This window comes from Pseudomonas sp. NC02 (genome assembly GCF_002874965.1).
Taxonomy (GTDB): Bacteria; Pseudomonadota; Gammaproteobacteria; order Pseudomonadales; family Pseudomonadaceae; genus Aquipseudomonas.
Window position 1 is genome coordinate 3,578,209 of sequence record NZ_CP025624.1, and the last position, 23,286, is coordinate 3,601,494.

14 protein-coding genes are annotated in these 23,286 nt (G+C 64.7%); 5 read left to right on the forward strand and 9 right to left on the reverse strand.

Annotated features, from left to right (window positions below; all coding sequences use genetic code 11):
- Positions 1–113: 113 nt before the first annotated feature.
- The 4 genes from efeU to efeO (C0058_RS16970) are packed head-to-tail and all read left to right on the forward strand — an operon-like array spanning position 114 to position 4,343.
- Positions 114–962, forward strand: a complete 849-nt coding sequence (gene efeU / locus C0058_RS16955) for an iron uptake transporter permease EfeU (RefSeq protein WP_003218412.1) — start codon at positions 114–116, stop codon at positions 960–962.
- A gap of 10 nt (positions 963–972) precedes the next feature.
- On the forward strand, positions 973–2,175 hold the full coding sequence (gene efeO / locus C0058_RS16960; RefSeq protein ID WP_003218413.1) for an iron uptake system protein EfeO: 1,203 nt from the start codon (positions 973–975) through the stop codon (positions 2,173–2,175).
- A 14-nt stretch (positions 2,176–2,189) separates the two neighbouring features.
- The gene (efeB, locus tag C0058_RS16965) at positions 2,190–3,497 is read left to right on the forward strand and encodes an iron uptake transporter deferrochelatase/peroxidase subunit (protein WP_008436218.1); all 1,308 of its coding nucleotides are present in this window, start codon (positions 2,190–2,192) and stop codon (positions 3,495–3,497) included.
- Between the two features lie 27 nt (positions 3,498–3,524).
- Positions 3,525–4,343, forward strand: a complete 819-nt coding sequence (efeO, locus tag C0058_RS16970) for an iron uptake system protein EfeO (protein WP_003218415.1) — start codon at positions 3,525–3,527, stop codon at positions 4,341–4,343.
- 47 nt (positions 4,344–4,390) lie between these two features.
- On the opposite strand, the gene C0058_RS16975 is transcribed toward efeO (C0058_RS16970), so the two are convergent.
- Genes C0058_RS16975 through C0058_RS17015 form a run of 9 tightly spaced genes read right to left on the reverse strand, consistent with a single transcriptional unit; the run spans position 4,391 to position 21,945 of the window.
- Positions 4,391–5,800 carry an isochorismate synthase gene (locus C0058_RS16975; protein ID WP_003218416.1) on the reverse strand — a complete coding sequence of 470 codons (1,410 nt, stop codon included), beginning with the start codon at positions 5,798–5,800 and terminating at the stop codon, positions 4,391–4,393.
- Positions 5,793–6,107, reverse strand: coding sequence for an isochorismate lyase (locus C0058_RS16980; RefSeq protein ID WP_003218417.1), 315 nt, complete (start codon positions 6,105–6,107; stop codon positions 5,793–5,795). The genes C0058_RS16975 and C0058_RS16980 overlap by 8 nt, the downstream gene beginning before the upstream one ends.
- Positions 6,108–6,119: 12 nt before the next feature.
- Entirely contained in the window at positions 6,120–6,899 is a 780-nt protein-coding gene (locus tag C0058_RS16985; protein ID WP_003218418.1) for a thioesterase II family protein, read from the reverse strand.
- Positions 6,896–7,984 carry a saccharopine dehydrogenase NADP-binding domain-containing protein gene (locus C0058_RS16990; protein ID WP_102369146.1) on the reverse strand — a complete coding sequence of 363 codons (1,089 nt, stop codon included), beginning with the start codon at positions 7,982–7,984 and terminating at the stop codon, positions 6,896–6,898. Before C0058_RS16990 ends, C0058_RS16985 begins: the two co-directional genes overlap by 4 nt.
- Positions 7,981–13,404, reverse strand: coding sequence for a non-ribosomal peptide synthetase (locus C0058_RS16995; protein ID WP_102369147.1), 5,424 nt, complete (start codon positions 13,402–13,404; stop codon positions 7,981–7,983). Before C0058_RS16995 ends, C0058_RS16990 begins: the two co-directional genes overlap by 4 nt.
- Complete coding sequence (locus C0058_RS17000; protein ID WP_102369148.1) at positions 13,401–16,808, reverse strand: non-ribosomal peptide synthetase; 3,408 nt, start codon at positions 16,806–16,808, stop codon at positions 13,401–13,403. The genes C0058_RS16995 and C0058_RS17000 overlap by 4 nt, the downstream gene beginning before the upstream one ends.
- A complete protein-coding gene (locus tag C0058_RS17005; protein WP_003218423.1) occupies positions 16,798–18,555 on the reverse strand; it encodes an ABC transporter ATP-binding protein in 1,758 nt (585 codons plus the stop codon). The genes C0058_RS17000 and C0058_RS17005 overlap by 11 nt, the downstream gene beginning before the upstream one ends.
- Positions 18,552–20,300, reverse strand: a complete 1,749-nt coding sequence (locus C0058_RS17010; RefSeq protein WP_003218426.1) for an ABC transporter ATP-binding protein — start codon at positions 20,298–20,300, stop codon at positions 18,552–18,554. The genes C0058_RS17005 and C0058_RS17010 overlap by 4 nt, the downstream gene beginning before the upstream one ends.
- Entirely contained in the window at positions 20,293–21,945 is a 1,653-nt protein-coding gene (locus C0058_RS17015) for a (2,3-dihydroxybenzoyl)adenylate synthase (RefSeq protein ID WP_003218428.1), read from the reverse strand. The genes C0058_RS17010 and C0058_RS17015 overlap by 8 nt, the downstream gene beginning before the upstream one ends.
- A gap of 352 nt (positions 21,946–22,297) precedes the next feature.
- On the opposite strand from C0058_RS17015, the gene C0058_RS17020 reads away from it, so the two are divergent.
- The gene (locus C0058_RS17020; RefSeq protein WP_003218429.1) at positions 22,298–23,200 is read left to right on the forward strand and encodes an AraC family transcriptional regulator; all 903 of its coding nucleotides are present in this window, start codon (positions 22,298–22,300) and stop codon (positions 23,198–23,200) included.
- Positions 23,201–23,286 lie beyond the last annotated feature (86 nt).

The window sequence follows — 23,286 nt, forward strand, 5'->3', positions numbered from 1 at the left end:
CGGTTTGCCACCACCGTTCAGTCAAGGTTCAGTAAAGGTCAATATTCCCTGTTTAGTAATGAGTATCATTATGTTACAACTTAGCATCCTATCTAGTGACGATTCGGTGCCGAATGCTTGTTCCCTTTTTAATCATGCTGCGCGAAGGCATAGAAGCCGCCTTGATCGTTGGCATTATTGCCAGCTACCTCAAGCAAACTGGCCGTGGCCAGTACATGCCCGCAGTGTGGATCGGCGTATTTCTGGCAGCGGCCCTCGCGCTGCTGGTCGGCGGTGGCCTGGAACTGGTGAGTGCCGAATTCCCGCAGAAACAACAGGAACTGTTCGAAGGCATCGTCGGCCTGGTGGCCGTGGGCATTCTCAGCTCCATGGTGTTCTGGATGCGCAAGGTCGCGCGTTCCATCAAGCATTCCCTGCATGAATCCCTCGATCATGCCCTGGCCGGCTCCAAACACCAGGTCACCGCACTGATTGCCATGGTGTTTTTCGCCGTGGCCCGTGAAGGCCTGGAAACCGTGTTCTTCCTGCTGGCCGTGTTCCAGCAAAGCGAAGGTCCGGGCGCGCCGATTGGCGCCCTGCTCGGCCTGATCCTGGCGATCATCGTCGGCTTCCTGATCTACACCGGCAGCATGCGCCTGAACCTCGGTGCGTTCTTCCGCTGGACCGGCCTGTTCATCCTGGTGGTGGCCGCCGGCATCCTCGCCAACTCGGTACAAGCCCTGCACGAAGCCGGGGTATGGAACCACCTGCAAACCGTACTGTTCGATTTCAGCGCGACGCTGCCGATGGATGGCCCGCTGGGCTCGGTGCTGGCCGGCATGTTCGGCTATCAGGACGCCCCGACCATCAGCACCCTCGGTGCCTACCTGATTTACCTGGTGGTGGCCCTGGTGATGTTCTTCCTGCCGGCGCCGCCGAGCAAGCCGGCTACCCGCACAACTTCTTCCGTTTCCAGCCAGTAAGGACCGCCTCTTGTCCAACCAAACCCCTCAACCGGCTCCGCCCTCCCGCGCCTTGCGCTGGGCGGTGGGCGGCTCGGTGGTCGTGATGATCGCCGCCGGTGGCCTGTTCTACTACGCCTCGCAACTGGCCGCCTCCAAGCGCCAGGCCAACCACGATGAAATCGCCGTCACCATCCACGCCCACAGCTGCGAGCCGAATGCGCTGACGGTGCCGGCGGGACGCGCCAGCTTCCGCATCATCAACCGCTCGGACCGTGCCGTGGAATGGGAAATCCTCGACGGCGTGCTGGTGGTCGAAGAGCGCGAGAACATCGCCCCGGGCCTGAGCCAGGTGATCAACGCCAACCTGCTGCCCGGCGACTACCAGATCACCTGCGGCCTGCTGAGCAACCCGCGTGGCACCTTGAAGGTGACACCGACTGCCGAGTCTGACGCCCAAGCCAAGGCCAAGCCGTCGATGGTCGCGTTTATCGGCCCGCTGTCGGAGTTCCGCGTGTACCTGAGCAGCCAGGGTAGCGCCCTGGTCAAGGCCGTTACCGCGCTGGACCAAGCCATCGAAGCCGGCGACCTCGCCCAGGCCCAGGCGCTTTACGTACCGGCCCGCGAGGCTTACCAGCGCCTGGCCCCGGCCTCGCAACGCCTGGCGGAACTGGACAACGCGATCAACGCCCGCGCCGACTACTTTGAAAAGCGCGAGCAGGACCCGGCCTTCAGCGGCTTCCACCGTCTCGAATACGGCCTGTTCCAGCAACGCAATCTCGACGGCCTGGCGCCGATTGCCCAGCGCCTGGTCACCGACGTCACCAGCCTCAAGCAACAGCTGCTGGCCCAGTCGCTGCCGCCGGAGCAACTGGTGAGCATCGTGGTGCGCAACCTCAACAGCCTGGCCGACGTACGTGCCGCCAGCGGTGAGGAAGAACGCTACAGCCATACCGACCTCAACGGCTTCGCCGCCAACCTGGACGCCGCCCGCAAAGTGGTCGACCTGATGCGCCCGCTGCTGACCAAATCTGCCGCGCAATTGCTGCCGGGGATCGACAGCGCGATCAACGCCCTCGATGCCGAACTCAACGGTTTGAAAGTCGATGGCCGCTACGCCTCGTATGACAGCGTTACCGCCGATCAGCGCAAGCAGATCGCCGACAAGGCCAAGGCTCTGGCCGTTGCACTCGATGGAATCGACCCCGCCCTTGGCCTTTCCGGCCTGAAGTGAAGACGACCGTAGACATGAGTGATTCAGAACAATTTTCCGCCCAGCGTCGTCGTGTATTGCTGGGTATGGCCGCCACTGGCGCGGCCATTGCCGGCAGCAGCCTGAGCTGCCCGGCAATGGCTGCCAACGCGGCGGCACAGGTGACCACCGCGCCAAGCAGTGAAAAGACCCAGGACCACCACGATTTCCATGGCAAGCACCAGACCGGCATCGTCACTCCGCGCCCGGCCTGCGGCATGTTGGTGGCATTCGACGTGTTGGCCAGCGACCGCGAGGACCTGGAGCGGCTGTTCCGCACCCTGAACGAGCGCATCGCATTCCTGATGACCGGCGGCACCGTGGTGCAAGTCGACCCGAAACTGCCCCCCACCGACTCCGGCATCCTCGGCCCGGTGGTGACACCGGACAACCTGACCATCACCGTATCGGTGGGCGAGTCGCTGTTCGACGAACGCTTCGGCCTGGCCGCGGCCAAGCCCAAGCGCCTAATCCGCATGGTCGGTTTCCCCAACGATGCACTGGAACCGGCGCAGTGCCACGGCGACCTGAGCCTGCAGTTCAGCTCCAACACCCCGGACACCAACATCCACGCCCTGCGCGATATCGTGAAAAACCTGCCGGACCTGCTGCTGGTGCGCTGGAAGCAGGAAGGCAGCGTGCCGCCCCAGGCCCCTGCCCGCCCCGGCGAGCCGGCGCAAAGCGCGCGCAACTTCCTCGGTTTTCGCGACGGTTCGGCCAACCCGAACTCCAACGACAACAAGGCGATGGATCAGATTGTGTGGGTCCAGCCAGGCAGCGACGAACCGGCCTGGGCCGCCAACGGCAGCTACCAGGCGGTGCGGATCATCCGCAACTTCGTCGAACGCTGGGACCGCACCCCGCTGCAAGAGCAAGAAAGCATCATTGGCCGGATCAAGACCAGTGGCGCGCCCATGGATGGCCAGAAAGAAACCCAGGTCCCGGACTACAGCAAGGACCCGGAAGGCAAGTTGACCAAGCTCGATGCCCACATCCGCCTGGCCAACCCGCGTACTGCACAGACCCAGGCCAACCTGATCCTGCGCCGGCCGTTCAACTACTCCAACGGCGTCAACAAAAACGGTCAGCTGGACATGGGGCTGTTGTTCATCTGCTACCAGGCTGACCTGGAGAAAGGCTTTATCAGCGTGCAAACCCGGCTCAACGGCGAGCCCCTGGAGGAATACCTGAAGCCGGTCGGCGGCGGTTACTTCTTCACCTTGCCAGGCGTCACCGGGGCCCAGGATTTCATCGGGCGCACGCTGCTTGATGCGACACATCCACAAACCACTGCCAAAACCTAAAACAAACCCCAGAGCGGAAATCGTCCCATGAAGAAGTCGTCTCTCGCATTGTCGTTGTTAATGAGCCTTTCGCCGCTGGCCGCCTTCGCCGCCACCGCGCCGCTGGACCTGGTAGGGCCGGTGTCGGACTACAAGATTTACGTCACCGAAGAAATCGGCGAGCTGGTCACCCAGACCCAGGCGTTCACCGACGCCGTGAAAAAAGGCGACCTGGCGACCGCCAAGAAGCTGTACGCGCCAACCCGCGTGCACTATGAGTCGATCGAGCCGATCGCCGAACTGTTCAGCGACCTCGACGCCTCCATCGACTCCCGTGTGGACGACCACGAGAAAGGCGTGAAAGCCGAAGACTTCACCGGCTTCCACCGCATCGAGTACAGCCTGTTCTCCGAGAACACCACCAAAGGCCTCGACGCCCTGGCGGACAAGCTCAACAGCGACGTACTGGACCTGAAAACCCGCGTGGACGGCCTGACCTTCCCGCCGGAAAAAGTCGTGGGTGGTGCTGCTGCCCTGCTGGAAGAAGTGGCCGCGACGAAGATCTCCGGTGAAGAAGATCGCTACAGCCACACCGACCTGTATGACTTCCAGGGCAACATCGACGGCGCGAAGAAAATCGTCGACCTGTTCCGTCCGCAGATCGAGAAGCAGGACAAGGCCTTCGTCGCCAAAGTCGACAAGAACTTCGCCACCGTGGACAAGATCCTGGCCAAGTACAAAACCAAGGATGGCGGTTTCGAGACCTACGACAAGGTCAAGGAAGCCGACCGCAAAGCCCTGGTTGGCCCGGTCAATACCCTGGCGGAAGACCTGTCCACACTGCGTGGCAAGCTTGGCTTGAACTGATCCAGACGCTGCATGCTCTCGCCCGGCCTGCCGGGCGAGAGCCTTCCTCAGGCTGACGCCACCTGCACTCCGTCCGAAGGCCGCAAGGCATCGCGGATAGTCCGCAGCTTCAAGCACGTTTCCTCGTACTCACTCCCGGGATCCGACTCGGCGACAATGCCGCAGCCGGCGAACAGGTGCGCCTCACAGCCTCTGATCAACGCCGAGCGCAACGCCACGGCAAATTCACCATCACCCTGCGCATTCATCCAGCCCACTGGCGCTGCGTACCAGCCACGGTCGAGCTGCTCGTGCTCTCGGATATAGGCCATCGCCTCACGTCGCGGCAAGCCACCCACCGCCGGCGTCGGGTGCAGGGCCTGCACCAGTTGCAGCAATTGCACCTGGGGATGCAAGCGGCCCATCACCGGCGTCAACAGGTGCTGCACGTTGGCCAGCCGGTGCAACTGCGGCTGGCTGGCAATGTCGAGCATCGCGCAATAGGGCTGCAATGCTTCGCGCAGGGTTTGAACCACCAGGGTGTGTTCGTGGCGGTCCTTGGGGCTGTCCATCAAGGCCTGGCCAAGTTCGGCATCGTGCTGCTCGTGACGACCACGCGGGCAAGTACCGGCCAACGCCACCGTGTTCAGCGTGCCACGAGTCACCCGCACCAGCCGCTCCGGCGTTGCGCCGAGAAAGCAGCTGTCACCACGGCTGAACGCAAACAGGTACGCCTGGGGATAGGCCGCCTTGAGGTTTTCCAGCAGCGGGCCACAGGGGATCGTCCGTGAGGTGGTCAACCGCACTTCGCGGGCCAGCACCACCTTGCGCAGGTCGCCGGCGTTGATGCGCTGCACGGCCGTCGCCACGGTGTCTTGCCATTGCTGCGCGCTGATGGTGTTTTCGTCGCTCGGTGTGCCGAGGGGAATCTCCTGGCGTGGCGCACTGGCGTAGCGGGACAGAAGCAACGTCCACTGGGTTTCCAGGCTCTGGGCGCAACGTACCGCGTCCGCCCCGGGCTCCAGCCACTGGCTGAAGATCACATGATGTTGCTCGGCTTCCCGCAGCAGCAGGATGCGCGGCAGCACCAGGGAGGTGGCGGCGAATGACTGCCATTTGAGCGAGCGTGGGCCCTTCGGGTCAAACGCAAAGCCGCCACACAGCAACGGCTGGCGCGGCCCCACCTGATGGGCCTGGCTGAGCAACGCCTGCCACGCCAGGGCACTGGCGTTGAAGCGGTCATCGGCCCCGGGGCTGATTTCCTCGGTACAACCAAAGCCGGCCATGGCCAGTGCGCCCCGGTCACTTGACCAGAACAGGCTTTGCCCGAGTACCTGGCGGTTGGCGGCAAATAACCGCAGCGGGTCCAGGCGCTCCGAGGCCAGGCTGAACACCACCAGCACTGCGCCGCCCTTCTCGCGCGCCAGGCGTTCGCCCTCGGTCAGCGCCTGAAGCAATCCCGGCAGACGTTCACTCATGCTCCGCTCCTTGATGCTGCTGGCGCCAGTGGCGCACTTGCTGGTCGATATTCCATTGGATGATCTGCGCAAACAGCGGGACCACGAACATCGGGTCCAACCCTTCGCGCTCGGCCCAGCGGCGGCGATGGGGCAGCATGGCGGCCACCCGCTCGGGGGCGGCGATGCTGGCTTCGTCAGGCTTGAACTGCGCCGCAGCTTTCACATAGGCCAACCGCTGGCCGAGAGCGCGGATGATCTGTTCGTCCAACGTGTCGATACCCAGGCGGACGTCTTCCAGCCCGCTGCACTGCTCAGGTGTTTTCATAGGATTCTCCGGTCATGGGGTCGACGGCCAGCACTGCCACGCCGGTTCGGCGGGGCTGCCCAGCAACAGTTCCAGGTGCTCGATCAGGTCGGCCTGGCTGTCGCGCAGGTAAAAATGCCCGCCGTTGAAGGTTCGAAAGTCGGTGACCTGGCGCGTCACTTCCGACCAGGCATGGGCTTCCTCCCGATCGACTTCGCGGTCGGTGCTGCCCAGGCATACGCTCACGGGCACGTCCAGCAGCTCGCTGATATCGCCGCAGTAGTTTTCGATCAGGCGGTAATCATTGCGCAATGCGGGCAGGTAAAGTGCCTGCATCTCGGGTTCGTCCAGGGGTGATGGCGCACCACCCGACAGGCGCCGCACATCCGCCAGCAGACCGGCATCCGGGCCCTGGTGCAATTGGCTGTGACGTTGCCGGTGAGGGGCCGGATGGGCGGAGACGATCAGCCGTTGCAGGTCCTTGCCCTGGCGGTTCAGGCGCCGCGTCACCTCATAGGCCAGCGCCGCACCCATGCTGTGGCCGAACAGCACCAGCGGCCGGTCGGACAGGTCCCACAGCGCCCGGGTAATAGTGCCCGCCATCCATTCCAGGCTGCCGGGCCAGGTTTCACTCAGGCGCTCTTCGCGGCCGGGGTATTGCACGCTGACCAGTTCGATGTCAGCCGGCAACAGTGCCTGCCAACCGCTGAAAAATCCCGCGCTGCCGCCGGCGTGGGGCAGGCAGACCAATCGGCAACGCGGCGTTTGATGCTGCGGGTAACGTCGCAGCCATGGGCTGGGGATTTTCTTCATAACACGCCCTCCTCCAGTTCAGTGGTGACGTGGATCCGGGTCTGCGGCAACCAGCGCAGCACCTGGCGCAAGCAGTCATCGGCGTCCATCACCTGGGCAGCGTAGTGCGTGCCTTCGGGCAGTTTGGCCAGTTGCAGGGCGCAGATTGCCGCCACTGTGCCGGTCAACGCCGAGCCGTCGGCGGCACGCAACCAGGCGGTGGCCTGCTGCGGTTCGCCGTGTTGCAGGCCTGCCATTTCGACTGCGAGCAACTGGTAAGGCGTGCGCCCTGCCAGGTCCAGCGCACTGGCCTGTACCAGGGCGGCAATGTTCTCTGCCGTGTGTCGCAGAGCCGGTGGCGAGCCCTGAATGCGCCCGAGTGCGGCCCGCAGGTGGCCGCCGTCGAACAGGTTGTAGGCCTGGGCTTCGCGCACCCGCAAGTCAGTAAACAAGCGCTGTTGCTCAGTGGTTAGATACGGGTGGGCCGTTACGGGACCGCCCACCAGCCAGGGCCGCTCGAAGTGTTCATCGACGAGTACGGCGGACTTGATTGCACGGCCATCGCACCAGCCCATCGAGGCCTGGCCATAGCCGTTGCCGAGGCTCAATAGAAAGTCCTCGGCCGCCGTTGTCGACAACCGCCCAAGTCCGACGGCATAGCAATGCACGGCATCGACGCGCTCGAACGACGCCGCAAGCACCTTGGGAAACAACCCCGACAGCCCGGGCAACATGCCGGCTGATAACACCACACGACGACCCGGCGGCAACTGAGCGGGCAGCAGCTGATGCAGCGGATCATCGCCGCCGACATCGATGTAATCGGCGCCACTGGCCAAAGCGGCCAGCGCCACCCGGTCGAGCACCTGGTAGCTGGGGCCCGCGCAATTGATCAGCAGGTCGCAGCCGCTGCAAAACGCCGCCAGGCTTTGGGCGTCCCACAGGTCCACTTCACGGATCTCGGCCTGCCCGTTCAACTCGCCGTCGTTAAAACGCTGCCCTTGCCCAGGGTCGCGACCGCCCAGGCGCAAGCGGCAATGACCGACCAGCACCCGCGCAACCTGCCGACCGACATGCCCATAGCCGCCTATAATCCCGACTCTCACGCCGCCACCTGCGCCAGCCGTTCGAACGCGCGGGCCACGGCTTCGACCTGGGGGCTCTGCATGCAGCTGAAGTGGTCGCCCGGCACGTCCACCACCTGCAATTCGCCAAGGCACAGGGCCTGCCAGTATTGGCTCATGTCGCGGTGCATGCCGGGCAGTACCTGGACTTCACCGCACTGGCGGATAAACACCATGTCACCGTCGTAAGGCGTGGCCTGATGCAAGGCGACGGCGGCCAGGCTGTGGCGCAGCACCTGCAGTTGCTCGCGCAGCCAGTCCAGGTCGCTCAGTTGCGAGCCGGCGTGGCGCATCGCGTCTGCAATTACCTGCAAGCGCTCATCTGCCGACTTGGATGCCAGGGCCCGCAGGCAGGCCAGGGCCGTGGCACAGTCGGGCTCATCCTGCAGCGCCAGCAACGCACCTTGGGGCACGCGGCCCGGAGTTTGGCGCAGCACCTTGGCAATCGCCCGCTCCATCGCCTGTTCATCCACCGGGTAACCCAGGGTGTGCGGGTCGGCCTGCATCACGCGGGCGAACACGTACTCCGCCAGCAGGTCATCCTCGATCATGAACGGCACGCGGTAGCTGCTGATCACTGTCAGTTGCAGCACCTCGATGTCCCTCGCCGCGAGGCATGACGCCAGCTCCGTCGCCAGCAACCCGCCGAGGCAATAACCGACGATGCTCACCTGGCGCCGGCCTTCGGCGTGCAAGGTGTCGGCATAACGCTCGGCCAGTTCACGAATCGCCGTAGCCGGTGCCAGAGCCAGGTAACCCGGTACATCATTGAGCACCAGCCCCTCCAGTGGCGCTTCTTCCCCGAGTGCAGCAAACAGCGCGCGATACGGTGCCAGGGTGCCGCTGCCATCATGGACAAAGATCCGCGCCGGGCCTTGCGCCTCCTCACGAATCCGCACCAGCGGCGACAGGCTCTCGCTGCCCTGCCCCCGCAGGTAATCCGCCAGGGCCGCAACGGTGGGCTGGTTGATCAACTGGCGCAGCAAATCCCCCCAGGGCACATTACGGGCCTGGGGCAGGCTTTCCCGCAGGCGACCAACCACCTGCGCCACCAGCAATGAATCACCGCCCAACTCAAAGAAGCCCTGTTCACGGCCCACACTGGGCACCCGCAACAGGGTTTGCCAGACCTCTGCGATACTGCGCTCCAGCGCATCCAGCGGTGCAGCCCCGCTGTTGGCCTGTTGCGTGGCCTGGGCCATGCCGAGGTTGGCCAACGCCTGGCGGTCGACTTTGCCGTTGACCGTCAGCGGCATTTCATCCAGTACCCGCCACTCGGTGGGTACCATGTAATCCGGCAGGCGCTGGCCCAGATGCGCGCGCAACGCCTCCGGCTCAAGGGTCTGGCGCTCGGTCTTGAAGCGCGTGATGAACAGGTGCTGGCCGATCTGTGACATCGCATCGTCAGCTGCCGGCATGCACAGCGGCGTCTGCGCGCCGGCTTCCTGCAACAGTTGCTGCCACTGCTCGCGGCGGATGAACGTGGTGTCCTGCTCGGCGCGGAAATCCTCGAACGCGGTCAGGCCCTCCTTGAACTCCATGGACGCCATGATCTGGTAGGTGTCGCGGGTGGCTTCGATAAAGATCAGCCAGCCGCCGGGGGCGAGCATTTCCCGCAGCCGGGCGAGTACCTGGCTGGCATGCCGCGAGTTGTGCAGCACGTTGGCACACAGAATCACATCCAGGGAGTTGGCGGCGATGCCTTGGGCCCAGTGGTCGAGGTTCAGGTCAAACAGCCCGTAGCTGACCCACGGAAACTCGACGAAATGCTCCCGCGCTTCGTTGAGGAAAAACTGCGACAGGTCGGTGAACTGGTAGTCCACCGCCAAGCCGTCCAGGGCCGGAATCAGGTCGGCACTGGTGCCGCCCACGCCTGCGCCGATTTCCAGCAACTGCAGACGCCAGCCCGCCGGTTGCAGTGCGGCGATTTCCTGCACCGCCGCACACACCGCCTGGTTCAGGTACTGGCTGATCAGGTTCTTGCGATAGGCGCCTTCGGCGGTGTCGGTACGGCCTTCGGGAAACAGCAAGTGCAACGGGTCGAGCCGGTCGCTCATCAGGGCAGGCAATTGCTCCTGGCTTTCCCGCAGGTAGCGCAGCACTTCACCGCCCCAGCCCACACTCGGTTCCAGCGCCTCGATGCGCTGCCACAGCTGACGGTATTCAGCACCCGAGACCCGCAGTGACGAATAGGCGCCGGTGCCTGGGTTGCGGTCTACCAGTTGTTCGCGATGCAGCGCTTGCAGCCAGCGGCGGATCAGCCGTTCGTTGCGTGGCGCCACTTCGCACAGGCTCATGATCTGGGCCAGGTCGTGCTCGACGCCCGGTTGATCAAACAGCCCCGGGCGTTGCAGGGCCAGGCCCATGGAGAGCAACGCGGCACGCTCGACGCAATCGGACATCTGCGTAATCAGCGCTTCCGTCAGTTGGCCTTTCACGCCGTTGGCCGCCGCCAAGGCGTTGGGTGCCAACCGGGTCGGCCAAGGCAATGGAGTATCACGCAAAGTCCCGCGCACGCAGGCCTGCAAACGCCGCTCGAACGCGCCCTCGCCCGCAGCGACCACCACGGCCGATTCGACATGAGGATGACTGAGCAAGGCACTTTCGACTTCCGCCAACTCGATGCGATGCCCGCGAACCTTGACCTGGAAATCCTCACGGCCAAGGAACTCAATCAACCCGCTTTCAAGGTAGCGCCCCAGGTCGCCGGTGCGGTACAGCCGCTCGCCGCTGTGGGCATGCTCGATAAAACGCTCGGCGGTTTTCTCCGCGTCCCCCAGGTACCCCATCGCCAACCCCGTGCCGGCGATGAACAGCTCACCGGCAACGCCTTGCGGGCGATCGCGGCCTTGTTCGTCGAGCACCATGAAGCGTTGATTGGCCAGCGGCGCGCCGTAGGGAATGCTGCGCCATTGTGCGTCCACCTCGGTGATTGGATAGGCAATCGACCAGATCGCCGCTTCTGTGGCGCCGCCCAGGCTGATCAGTTGCAGCTCAGGCAACAACGCAGCGATTTCGGCGGGCAGGTTCAGCGGGATCCAGTCGCCGGACAGCAAGGCCAGGCGCAGGCTCTGAGGTGCCGCGGCCGGCACGGCTTGCAGGTAATGGGCAAGCATCTGCAACTGCGCGGGCACCGAGTTCCACAGGGTCACACCGTGCTCGCGGGCGCACTCGGCCCAGTGGGACGGGTCGGCGCGGCGTCCGGCGTCGGGCAACACCAGGGCGCCACCTACGGCCAGCAGGCCGAAGATGTCGTACACCGAGAGGTCGAAGCCCAGGCTGGCCAAGGCGAGTACCCGGTCTTCGGCGCCGATGGCGAAGCGCTGATTGATATCCACCACCGTGTTGAGGGCCGCCTGGTGACTGATCATCACACCCTTCGGAATCCCGGTGGAGCCGGAGGTGTAGATCACGTAGGCAAGTTGTTGCGGTGTCACCTGCGGCGCCGGCAGTTCACGTCCGGCACTGGCTGCGGCCTGATCAACGGGTATGCACTGGGTCACCTGGGCGGGCCAGGCCACGTCCTCGCTCAACCACGACTGGCTGAGCACCCGGCTGACCTCGGCGTTCTCAAGAATCAACGCGCGCCGCGCCATCGGCTGATTAGTGTCCAGCGGCAGGTACGCCGCGCCGGCCCGCAAGATCCCGAGTACACCGACCACCTGGTCGATGCCTTTTTCCATGCATACCGCGACCCGCTCGCCGGGCTGGCAACCGCCATCCAGTAACTGCTCGGCAATCGCCTCGGCACGGGCGGCGAGTTGCGCGTAAGTGAGCTGTCGCGCGCCCTGGATCAGGGCGACACGTTGGGGTTGCGCCCGGGCCTGGCGAAAGAACGGTTCATGCAGCAAGCCTGGGGGAATCGGCTGCGCCGTCTGGTTGATCAACTCCCGCACCAGTCGCTGGGGTGCCGGCAGTTCAAGGCAATCGTCCAGGGTCCAGGCCGAAGGCTCCCGCGCCAAGCGCTTGAGCAGACGTTCGAAGGTGTCGAACATCGCTTCCAGCATGGCCTCATTGAACACGCCCTGGCGAATGTCCCAATTGATGAACAGGCCGTTGTCGCGCTCGCTGACCTGGCAATCAATCAACACTTGCGGGGTCTGGCTGATGCCGTGCACCAGTTCTGCGCCGGGCATAAATGCCCCGCCGCCACTTTCGCCACCGGCGCCCAGGGTGCTGGTGAAGGCATAGGGCATCAAGGCCGCATCACGGCCTTTGCGCCGCGCCAGTTCGCGCAGTACTTCAATGCCGGAACACAGGCGGTGGTCCATGTCTTGCCACAGTCGCTCCTGCAACTGCTGGCTGCGTTCACCAAAGCTGCCGCCTTGCAGGGTCTGGACTTCCAGCAATTCCACCGAGCTGAAATCCCCCACCAGCCGATCGACCTGCGGGTGCAGCGACAGGCGATTGAGCAAGGTCAGGCTCAAGCAGAAATGCCCCTTGCGGCTCCAGCGCCCCAGGGTTTCGGCATAGCAGGAAAGAATCGCCGCCGACGCACCCACGCCGGCCGCCGCTGCATTCAGGCGCAGGGCGTTGAAATCCCGGGCCTCCAGGTTCAGGGCGCGGCGCTCGAAACGCGGTCCGCTGGGAGCGCCCTGCATGGGCAATTCCGGAGCACCGGGCAGGCTGTCGACCCGCGCCCACCAGTACTGGCGGTCACGCTGGTAACGCGGCTGTTCCCGCAACCGGCGCTCGCCCAGTACGTAGTCGCGAAAACTGATGGGCGCCGCCGGCGGCAAGGCTTCGCCACGATAGACCTGCTGCAACTCGGCCAACAGCATGCGCACGCTCTGGTAGTCGCACACCAGCAGATCCACTGAGAGATGCAGGCGCGCATGTTCACGGCCCTGGCTGACGCACAACTCGATCAGCGGCCACTGCTGGGGCGACGCCAGGCGAATTTCCATGCGTTCGCGCAGAGCGGCCAGTGCACGGCCGTCGTCTTCGCGCAGGTCATGCCGGGCGATCAGGTAATGCGGCACCTGGGGCAGGATTTGTTGGTAGCCGTCTTCCAGCACCACCGCCCGCAGCATGTCGTGACGCGCAATCAGATGGTTCCATGCCTGCTCCAGGCGCGCCGGGTCCAGTTCCCTGAGTTCAAATTCCAGGTAACCGTGGCACGCCACCCCGCCGTAGCTGAATGCCTGGGTGCGGCCCATCAGGTAAGCGGCCTGCACGTCGGTCAGCGGAAACGGTTCGCTGCGGGCAACCAGGTCGGCCGAGACGGTGGGCATCACCGGTTCCATCAATTGCTGCAACAACGCGTCCTTGTGTTCGCGCAATTGTTGCAGGCGGCCTTCATCCATCACCCCGGCGGGCGCCCGGTAGCGCAGGCGGCCCTGCTCTTCCCAGAGTTCCACACCCAGTGCTTCGAGGTCCTGTTGCAGTTGCTGCAGTGTCATAGCGCACCCTCCACCATTGCGTTCCGGTTGACGTGGTCCTGTTCTCGTCGGGCGACAAGCCATTGGGCCTGGCGGGCGACGGTGGCCGCGTTGAAAAAGTCCTTCAGCGACAGTTCGACGTCGAACTGTCGGGCGATACGTTCGATCAGGCGAGCGGCCAACAGACTGTTGCCGCCGAGGGCGAAAAAGCCCTGGTTGCGTCCCACCAGGGGAATGTCGAGCAATTCGCGCCAGAGCCCGGCCAACAGTTGTTCGGCTTCGCCTTGAGGCGCGTCTTCATGCTCGGGTCTGGCGCCCTGGCGTTGCTCCTGCACCAGCCACAGCAGTGCGGCGCGGTCGACCTTGCCGTTGGCGCTCAGGGGCAGTTCGGTGAGGTTCAGCCAGTGGTCCGGCAACATGTGTTCCGGCAACCATTGGCAGAGCCACTGGCGCATGGCTTCGGCATCCGGCAGCGCGTCGCCCATCAGGGTTGCTGCCAACTGCGGGTTGGCCCCGGGCAACACCAGGGTGACGGCACGACTGACGGCCGGATGGCGTTCCAGGGCCACGTCGATCTCACTGAGTTCGATGCGGAAGCCACGGACCTTGACCTGCTGGTCCATACGCCCGAGAAATTCGAGGCTGCCGTCGGGCCAATAACGGCCCTGATCGCCGGTGCGGTACCAGCGTTGCCCGGCGTGCTCGACGAAGCGTTGGGCGCTGAGATGCGGCAGGCCACGATAGCCCTGGGCAACCCCGGCGCCGCCGATCCACAACTCCCCCGCCACCCAGTCCGGGCAATCGCGGCCCTGGCTGTCGACGACTCGAAAGCTTTGGTTATCCAGGGGTTTGCCGTAGGGAATCGAGAGCCAGTGAGCCGGCACTTCGTCGACGTCCTGGACGTTGGACCAGATGGCCGCTTCAGTGGCGCCGCCGAGAGCGGCGAACCGGGCGCTTTCGCCGGCTGCCAATCGCAGGCGGCGTGGCAGGTCCAGCCCGACCCAGTCACCCGAGACCATCGCCAGGCGTAATCCGCTCAGGGCATTCGGCTCGCGGGCCTTGAGGGTCAGCATGTCGAGCAACGCCGGTACCGAGTTCCACAGGGTCACGCGCTGCTGGCGGATCAGCCGCAACCATTCGGACGGCTCCTTGCGCCGCGCATCCGCTGGCAGCACCACGGCGCCACCGACACTCAGCAGGCCAAACAGGTCGTACACCGACAGGTCGAAATCGAGGGCGGAAACCCCGAGCACACGGTCATCCGCGCCCACCTGATAACGCCGGTTGATCGCGGCGACGGTGTTCAGCGCCGCCTGGTGGGAAACCTCGACGCCCTTGGGTTCGCCGGTAGTGCCAGAGGTAAAAATCACATAGGCCAGTGCGTCCGGCGCCACCTCGATCGGTTGTTTCAGGGCCCTGGCCGAACGCGCCTGGGCCAGGTCCACCACTTGCAAGTCCGCCAGCCATACACCGCGATCACGGTGGGCCGTATCGGTGATCACCACCTTGGCTCCGGCGCGTTGATAGATCATGTCGCGACGGGCTGCCGGCTGTTCGATACCCACCGGCACATACACCGCGCCCGCCGCCAATATGCCGAGCACCGCAACGATTTGCGCCTGGCCTTTGGGCAAGGTGATCGCCACCGTATCACCCGGTTCAATCCCCCACTGGCGCAGGGCACCTGCCACTTGCAGGGCCTGGGCCGCCAGCTCGGCGTAACTCAACTCAGCGTCCTCGGTGATCAATGCCACCCGCTGCGGGTGCACCTGCGCCTGTTGGAAAAAGCCATCGTGCAGCAAGCCTTTGTCATAGGCCCAGGGCGTGTGGTTGACCGCTGCACGGACCTCTTGCTGGCCTTGGGGCAACGGCAGCGGCGCGGGTTGGCGCCAGTCACCGGTACACAGCCACGCCAGCAGGTCGCCATAGGCGGTGAACATTTCGTCCAGCAGGCCTTCGGGGAACAGCGCATCTACCCCGTCCCAGTTGAGCAACAGGCCATCGGGCAGCGGATAGCTCTGGTGGTCAAGCCACACTTGGGGCGTTTGCGACAAGGCCCAGCCCGGTTCGCCCAGGTGCTGCCGGCAAGTGGCGTCGACAAACGCTTCGCCAAGGTTGCAGGCAAACACTACGGGGGCGCCGCCTTGCCGGGTGCGGGACAACTCACGCAGCACTTCCACACCAGGCCAGGCGCTGTGGGCGATGTCGCGGTGCAGTTGGCGTTGCAGGACTTGCGCCTGCTGCGCGAAAGAACCCGCCTGGCGCTGGTCGATCTCCAGCAGCACCAGGTTGGAAAAATCCGCCAGCAGATGCGGGACGCAGGGGTGCAGCTCCTGGCGGTTGAACAGCGGCACGTTCAACAGGAAATGCTGGCTGGCGCTCCAGCGGCCCAGCACTTGGGTATAGGCGCAGCACAGCACGCTGGCCAGGGTCAGGCCGTGTTGGCGGGCCTGGTCTTCCAGGGCTCGCAACTGCGCGCGGCCGAGGCGCATCGCCAGGCGACGAAAACGCGGCGGGCCGAGGGATTGCGGCTCGTGTGCCAAGGGGAGTTGCGGGCCGTCGGGCAGGTCATCCAGACGTTGCAGCCAGTAGTCCCGCGCGCCGGCATCGCTGGTTCGGGTGGCGCCCAGGTAGTGGGCAAAATCCCATTCCAGACGTGGCAGCTGCGCCTCTTGCCCGCTGTAGATCAGCGCCAGATCCCGCAGCAGTACGCTGATACTCAGGACGTCCGCCACCAGCAAATCGATGTTCAGGTGCACCCGGCTGCGGCCGTCGGGCAAGCGGCTGAGTTGCACATCAAACACCTCGCCCTGGCGCACATCCAGGCAGCGGTGGGCCAGGCGCTCACGCAAGGCCAACTCATCCGGCCGTTCATGCACGGTCAACCCAGGCCACGGGCTGGTCGGCAGCACGCGCTGGCAAGTGGCGTTCGGGAAACAGGCGCGCAGCATGGGATGGCGGTGAGTCAGGCGCATCACCGCGCTTTCCAGGCGTTGAGCGTCGACCTGATACCCGTCCAGCTCCTGATACAGGTGACAGCCAACGCCCCCCAGCGGCATGGCCGGGTCGCGACCAAACCAATAAGCCTGCTGCAACGGTGTGAGGGCGAAATCGTTGTCGGCGGCGACGGGCTTGAGGTGCGTCGCCTGCCCGCGACGGCGGTCGATCAGCAACCACCAGGCCTCAAGGGTCGGCTGCTCAATCAGTTCGGCAAAGCTCACCTGCACACCTTCGCGGGCGAGCAAGGCCGGCAGGCGCATCATGCTCACCGAGTCCAGGCCCTGCTCGATCAGCGAGGCATCGGGCTCCAGGTCCTGGGGGGCATAGTCGAGCAACTGCGCGACACCGGCGCACAGCGCCTCGGGGCTGTGTGCGAGGCCGCCGGGTGCAGGATGAACGCATGCCAGTGATGGGTTATCGGTCATGGGGGACGGTCCTTTGGGGAACGGTAGGGTCTGGGCGCAAGCGCCAGCGATTGATCGCTTCGCGCTCGTGGAACAACTCGCGGTAACGGCCGGGCGTGGCCATCAACGCGTCATGGCGGCCGACCTGGGCCAACTGGCCGTGGTCGAGCAGCAGAATCTGGTCGGCATGGGGCGCCAAGGTCGGTTTGTGGGTGACCAGCACCACCGTGTGCCGGCGGGCCAGTTGCAACAGGGTCCGATTGACCCGCGCCTCGCTGATGGCATCGAGGGCGGCGGTCGGCTCGTCCAGCAGGATCAGCGACGCGTCCTTGAGCAACACCCGCGACAACGCCAGGCATTGGCGCTCGCCGCCGGACAGGCTGACGCCCTGCTCGCCCAGCACGGTGTGCCAGCCCTGGGGCAGGCGCTCGGCGAGGCGGTCGAGGCCGGTGGCGCGGGCGGCGTGCTGCCATTGCTCTTCGCTGGCGTCGGGGCGGCCCAGCAGCAGGTTGTCCAGCAGGCTGCCCGGCAACAGCGGGCTGTCCTGGAACATCAAGGCGACCTGGGTATCTCGGGCCAGGGCCGACAGTTGCCGCAGGTCGACACCGCCGAGGTGAATCGCGCCACTGCTTACATCGCTGAAGCGCGCCAGCAGGCGCAACAGGCTGGACTTGCCGGAGCCGGACGCCCCCACCACCAGGTTCAGCGAACGCTCCTGCAACGTGAAGTCGATGCCTTGCAAGATCGCCTGGCCCTGGCGGACCAGTCCTACGTCCCGCACTTGCACGTCGTAACCCAGGGCAGGTTGGGGTTCGAGAGGCTCAGGCAACCCCGGCATCTGCAGCAGGTGGCGCAGGCGATTCAAGCCGTGGCGGGTCTGGCGCAACGTGGTACCGAGGTTGACCAGCGCGCCCATTGGCTCCACCAGGCAGGTGGCGAGAATCGCCAGCGCCAGGAACTTCGCCGCATCGAGGGTGCCACCCAATACGGCATACAGGCCGCATAACAGGATGGCGCTGTAGCCGGCCTGCAACACCACCGCCAAACCCAGCGCGGCGGGAAAAGTGCGCCAGTGGGCGTGACGCTGTGCCTGTTGCTGCTGGGCCAGGGCCTCGGTGAGCAGGTCGAAACCTTGCTCGGTGCGCCCGCTGGAGCGCAGCAACGGTTGCTGGCGCAGAAACTCCATCACCCGGGCCGCCGCTTCATTGGCTGCGGCTTCGCTCAGTGCTTCAGCTTGCCCGCCCCAGCGCACGCCCCAGTGGTACACCAGCACCAGCAACGGCAACGCGGCCAGTGCCGCCAACGCCATGGAGCGGTCGTAGAAAAACAGCGCCAGCAGGAGTGCCAAAGGCGTCAACAGCGCATTGGCCATTGGCTGCAAAAGGTGCGCCGGGGTGCTCATGATTTGCAGCACGGTGTGAGTCACCAGGCGATTCAGTTCAGCGCTGCGCCGCTCCACAAACCATTCCAGCGGCAGTTGCACCAGCTTGTCACCAATGCGTCGGTTCAACGCCTGGGCTGCTTCGGCACCGGCGCGATAGCCCGCCAGCTGGGCATACCGGCGCAGCCAGAGGCACAACAAGGCCATGCCGGTGAAACCGATGGCCCAGGCCCAAGGCGTGGTGTTGCCGAACCACTGGGCAAAGGCCATCGGCAACAACGCCAACGCTGCGCCCTGGGCCAACGCACTCAACGCCATCGCCATCAGCGCACGCCGCAACAAGCCGGCTTCACGGGGTTGCAGGCTGCGTAACAGCGCGCGAATCATGCCCGTGCCCTCTTCAGTGCGGCCGCCGAAAACTGCTCAGCGGCCCACAGCCCGGCGTAAGTGCCCTGCTGGTCCAGCAAGCCGTGATGCGTACCGCGCTCGACAATCCGCCCGCCTTGCAGCACGACGATCTGGTCGGCGTCCTGGATGCTGCTCAAGCGGTGGGCGATTACCAGCACCGTGCGGGCACGGGCCAGGCGAGACAGCGCCTGCTGGATCGCGGCTTCGGATTCAGGATCACTGGCGGCGGTGGCTTCATCGAGAATCAGGATCGGCGCTTCACTGAGCATCGCCCGGGCAATGCCCAGGCGTTGCACTTCACCGCCGGACAGTTGCACGCCGGCTCCGAGGACGGTGTGATACCCCTGGGGCAGCGCGAGGATGCGCTGGTGAATCTGCGCGGCCCGGGCGGCGGCTTCCACCTCGATTTGCGTGGCGTCGGGGCGCGCCAGGCGCAGGTTGTCGAGGACGCTGGTGCGCAGCAGGCGCACATCCTGGAACACAAAGGCGACCTGGCGATACAAGGTGGCGCTGTGCATGTCCCGCAGGTCGACGTCGCCGATGCGGATCGCCCCGGCACTCACATCGGCAAAGCGCGCAAGCAAAGTGGCCAGGGTGGATTTGCCGGCGCCCGAGTCGCCCACCAATGCGGTCAGCGTGCCGGGCGGTAGATCCAGGTCAATGTCATGCAGCACCTGCGTGCCGTCGGGGTAGCGAAAGTCCACGCCTTCAAAGCTCACCTGGCGGCCCTTGGGCTCGCGGGATTCGCGAGGTTGCGTCAACGTCGCGCTGTTGAGCACGGTGGCGATACGGCTGGCGGCCATGCGGCCCTGCACCAGTGCATCCGCACCATGCCCGACGGCCGCGACCGGCGCTGCCAGGGCCGGCCCCAGCAGCAGGAACGGCAGCAGTTGCACCGGCATCAGCCAACCGCCAGCCACCAGCGACGCACCGCCCAACAGCACCAGGGCCAGCACCAGCAACGGCGAAAGCAGCACCTCGACACTCGCCCCAAGCCCGGCCCAGCGTTGGGCCCAGCAGGAAAAGAAACTGGCGAAACGTTCCACCGCACCGAAGAACTTTGACTGCACCCGATCGGCCCGGCCGAATGACTTGACCATGGCGATGCTCTGCACAAACTGCTGGGTGGCCAGGGACAGGTTGCCCAGCGCGGCGCCCAGTGCCTTCTGGTCATCCCGATAAGCCTGGGAGCGCAAGGCTCGCAGTCGCCACAGCGCCAGCGCTGGAGGCAGCAGCACCACAACGGTCATCGGCACACTTACCGTCAGCAGGTACAACAGGCACGCCAGGGGCGCCACCAATGCGGCGGCGAGGTTGTTTGGCAAGTGCGCCACCAGTTGATGCAGCGCACCGACGTCGTCGAGCAAAACACGGTCGACTTTTTGCCCACCACGGGCGCTGAACCAAGCCAGCGGAACCCGCGCCAAATGCGCGGCCAGCCGTTGGCGAACCTGGCGTTGCAGGTCGCTGTCGGCCAGGTGGGTCATCTGCAAGGCGGCAGCCAGCCCGAGCATGCGCAACAGCAAAGCGCCCGCACCGGCCAACAACCACCAGAACCCATCGTGCAGATCGAGTTTTCCGTCCAGCAACGACGGCGCCAACTCCGCCACCGCGATCAACGGCAGCAGGCCGATCAGGGTCGCCAGGGCTTGCAGCAGCATGGCGCAGATCAACCGGCCACGTACAGGCGCGAGCAGTTCACGCAGCGAGTCTTGATCAGCCACGGGCGGCGCTTCCCTCAGGTTGTTTTGCCCCGAAATACAGCTGCTGGATAGCCTCCCGCAGGTGCTTGCGGCTGACCTTGCCCACGCCGGTTTGCGGGAAACCGGGGATAAATTCGAAGCGGTCCGGCAGCTTGAAGGCCGCCAACCCTTGCTCACGCAGATGGCGCAGCAGTTCCGGCGGGCGCGGTGCCGTGCCACGGGGAATCACGAAGGCGCAGGTGCGTTCGCCGAGGTAGGCGTCCGGCATCGCCACCAAGGCCACATCGGCGACGGCAGGATGGCTGAGCAGGAGGTTTTCGACTTCTTCGGCGGCGATCTTTTCGCCGCCACGGTTGATCACGTCCTTGTCGCGACCTTCGACCATCAGGTAGCCGTCGTCGGTGAGCATTACCCGGTCGCCGGTGCGGTAGAAACCGTCAGTGGTAAACGCCTGGGCGTTGTGCGCAGGGTGGCGGTAGTAACCGCGAATCGTGTACGGACCACGGGTCAGCAATTGGCCGACCTGGCCCTGTATCACGTCCTGTTCGTTGTCGTCCACCACCCGGATTTCGTCGCCCGGGGACATGGGTTTGCCCTGGGTGTGCAGGACTCGTTGCGGTGGGTCGTTGGGGTCGGTATAGCAAATCAGCCCCTCGGCCATGCCGAACACTTGCTGCAAGCGGCAGCCGAGGGTGGGTTCCACGCGGCGGGCAGCCTCGAAGCTCAGTTTGGCGCCGCCGACTTGCAGCAGTTGCAATCCTGGCAGGCCCTGCCCGCGCGCCTGGGCGGCATCCAGCCAGACCAGCACCAGTGGCGGCACCAGCGCGGTATGGGTCACGCGTTCATGCTCGATCAGGGCGAAGCAGGTTTCGGCGCTTGGCGAGCCGCTCAGCACCACACGGCCGCCCATCAGCAAGGTGCCCATGAACCCCGGGCAGCACATGGGAAAGTTATGGGCCATGGGCAGCGCGGCGAGGTACACCGTGGCGTCGGTCAGGCCGCAACGTTCGGCGCTGGTCCGCACGTTGTAGAGGTATTCATTGTGGCGACGCGGGATCAGTTTCGGCACGCCGGTGGAGCCACCGGACAACTGGAAACACGCGACGGCATCCGCGGGCGGCGCAGAAAAGGTTGGCTGCGGGTCGTCCAGATAAAGGTCTTCGAGCGCGATGAATTCTTCAGCCTCACCGGCCACGATCACCCACGCAAGGTCGCCATGGGCCGCCTTCAAGCCACGGGCCATGCCCCGATAATCAAAACCTGCCGTGACGTCAGCGCAGAGGTATGCCCTGGCCTGGGCAAACTCGCAGAAGCGGCCGATTTCCAGATGACGATGGGCCGGTAACGCAAAGATTGGCCGTACGCCGAGGCGATACAGGGCGAAGCACACTTCGACAAAACCCACGCAGTTCGGCAGTTGCACCACCACGTTGTCCCCTGCCACCAACCCCAGCCGGGAGAACCCGCCGGCCAGTTGATCGACCCGTTGATCCAGTTGGCGATAGCTCACCCGCAGCGTTCCATCGGTGATCGCTTCACGCTCGCCAAAGGTGCGGGCGGCGTTGCGTAGCAGGTCGCCAAAGGTCTCGTCGCGCCAATAGCCTGCGTCGCGATAGCGTTGGGCAAACGCTTCGGGCCAATCGGGGCAGTCGTCAATGATAGTCATGGGGTCTCCAGAGTTTTTTTCGGCAATAAGGGGCCGATGCCGTGAACAAAAGGCCTGCGGGGCAAGGGTGAAAAGGGCTAGGGAGAATGGGTCATTGAGCGGTTCATCCATGAGTCGCCAAGGGCTGCGGAAATGAGAGTGATTATTAATAGGCAAAAGCCGCAGCACGGCAACCGGCAGGACATTCGTTTGCGCGGCTTTTTCTTTTGATTGCGCTACAGCGTGAGTTTCTGCGGCCTGCAGCGATGAGGCGTGGTCCGGGCTTTCGGCTAAAGGATAATCATTCTTAATTACAGGTAAGAAATTTCCTGCTAGCGTATGCCCCTCTTTTCCGGTTCACAGGGAGTCCGCCATGCTCAGCCCACACGCTGCGCCGCTACCGACCCAAAGGGATTTCACCCTCAATTTTCCCAACACTTTGAACACGGGTGCCGCCACCGTCGTGCCGGAAATCACCCTGTCCGCCGGGACTGTGTTGATGGACAGCCAGATGTGGATGCAAGAGCCGCTGTGGCAAGGTTTGAAGATCATCCTGGTGCTCAGCGGCCAGCTCAATTGCCGGGTCGAAGGCCAGCAGGAAGTGGAGATTCGCGGGCCGACCCTGTGCGCCGTGGCCAACCAGGGTGAACATTGTGGCGATCACCTGTTCGCCAGTGGTGTGCCGGTGCGCTACACCACCGTGCAGCTGGATTTCCCGTCGATCCGCAGCGTCGGCCTTGAGCCTGAGCGCCTGCTGGATAAACGCGGCGGCGGGCCGATGATGTTCTGCCAGCCCGCGAGCAAACCGTTGCTCGCCCTTGCCCAACAGATTTTCACCTGCCCGTTGCAGGGCCCTGCCCGCTCCTTCTATCTGGGCGGCAAGGCCCTGGAGCTGACAGCGCTGGGGGTGGAGGGAATTCTCGCGCAAACCGAGTCGCGCCCGGTGCAGGACGCCCATTGCAACTCAGCGGACATCGAACGCATTCATGCCGCCCGCGACCTGTTGCTCGGTTCGTTGCAGGCTTCGCCGTCATTGGCCGAGCTGTCTCGCGCAGTCGGCCTCAACCCGCGCAAATTGACCGCGGGCTTTCGTCAGGTATTCGGCACCAGTGTCTATGTGTACTTGCAGGAACAGCGCCTGGCCGAAGCCTATCGCCTGCTCGCCAGCGGTGAGACCAATGTGTCCAGCGCCGCGTACCGCGTGGGTTACAGCCCGGCGCATTTCTCCACGGCGTTTCGCAAGCGTTTCGGGGTTTCGCCCAAGGCGTTGCGCTGACGGGTTGTGAAAGTTCCGCCCTGCCCCGCAAACGAAAGAAATGATCGCTCGACCCAAAGCAATAGCCCTGCGTCACAACGCCTGGA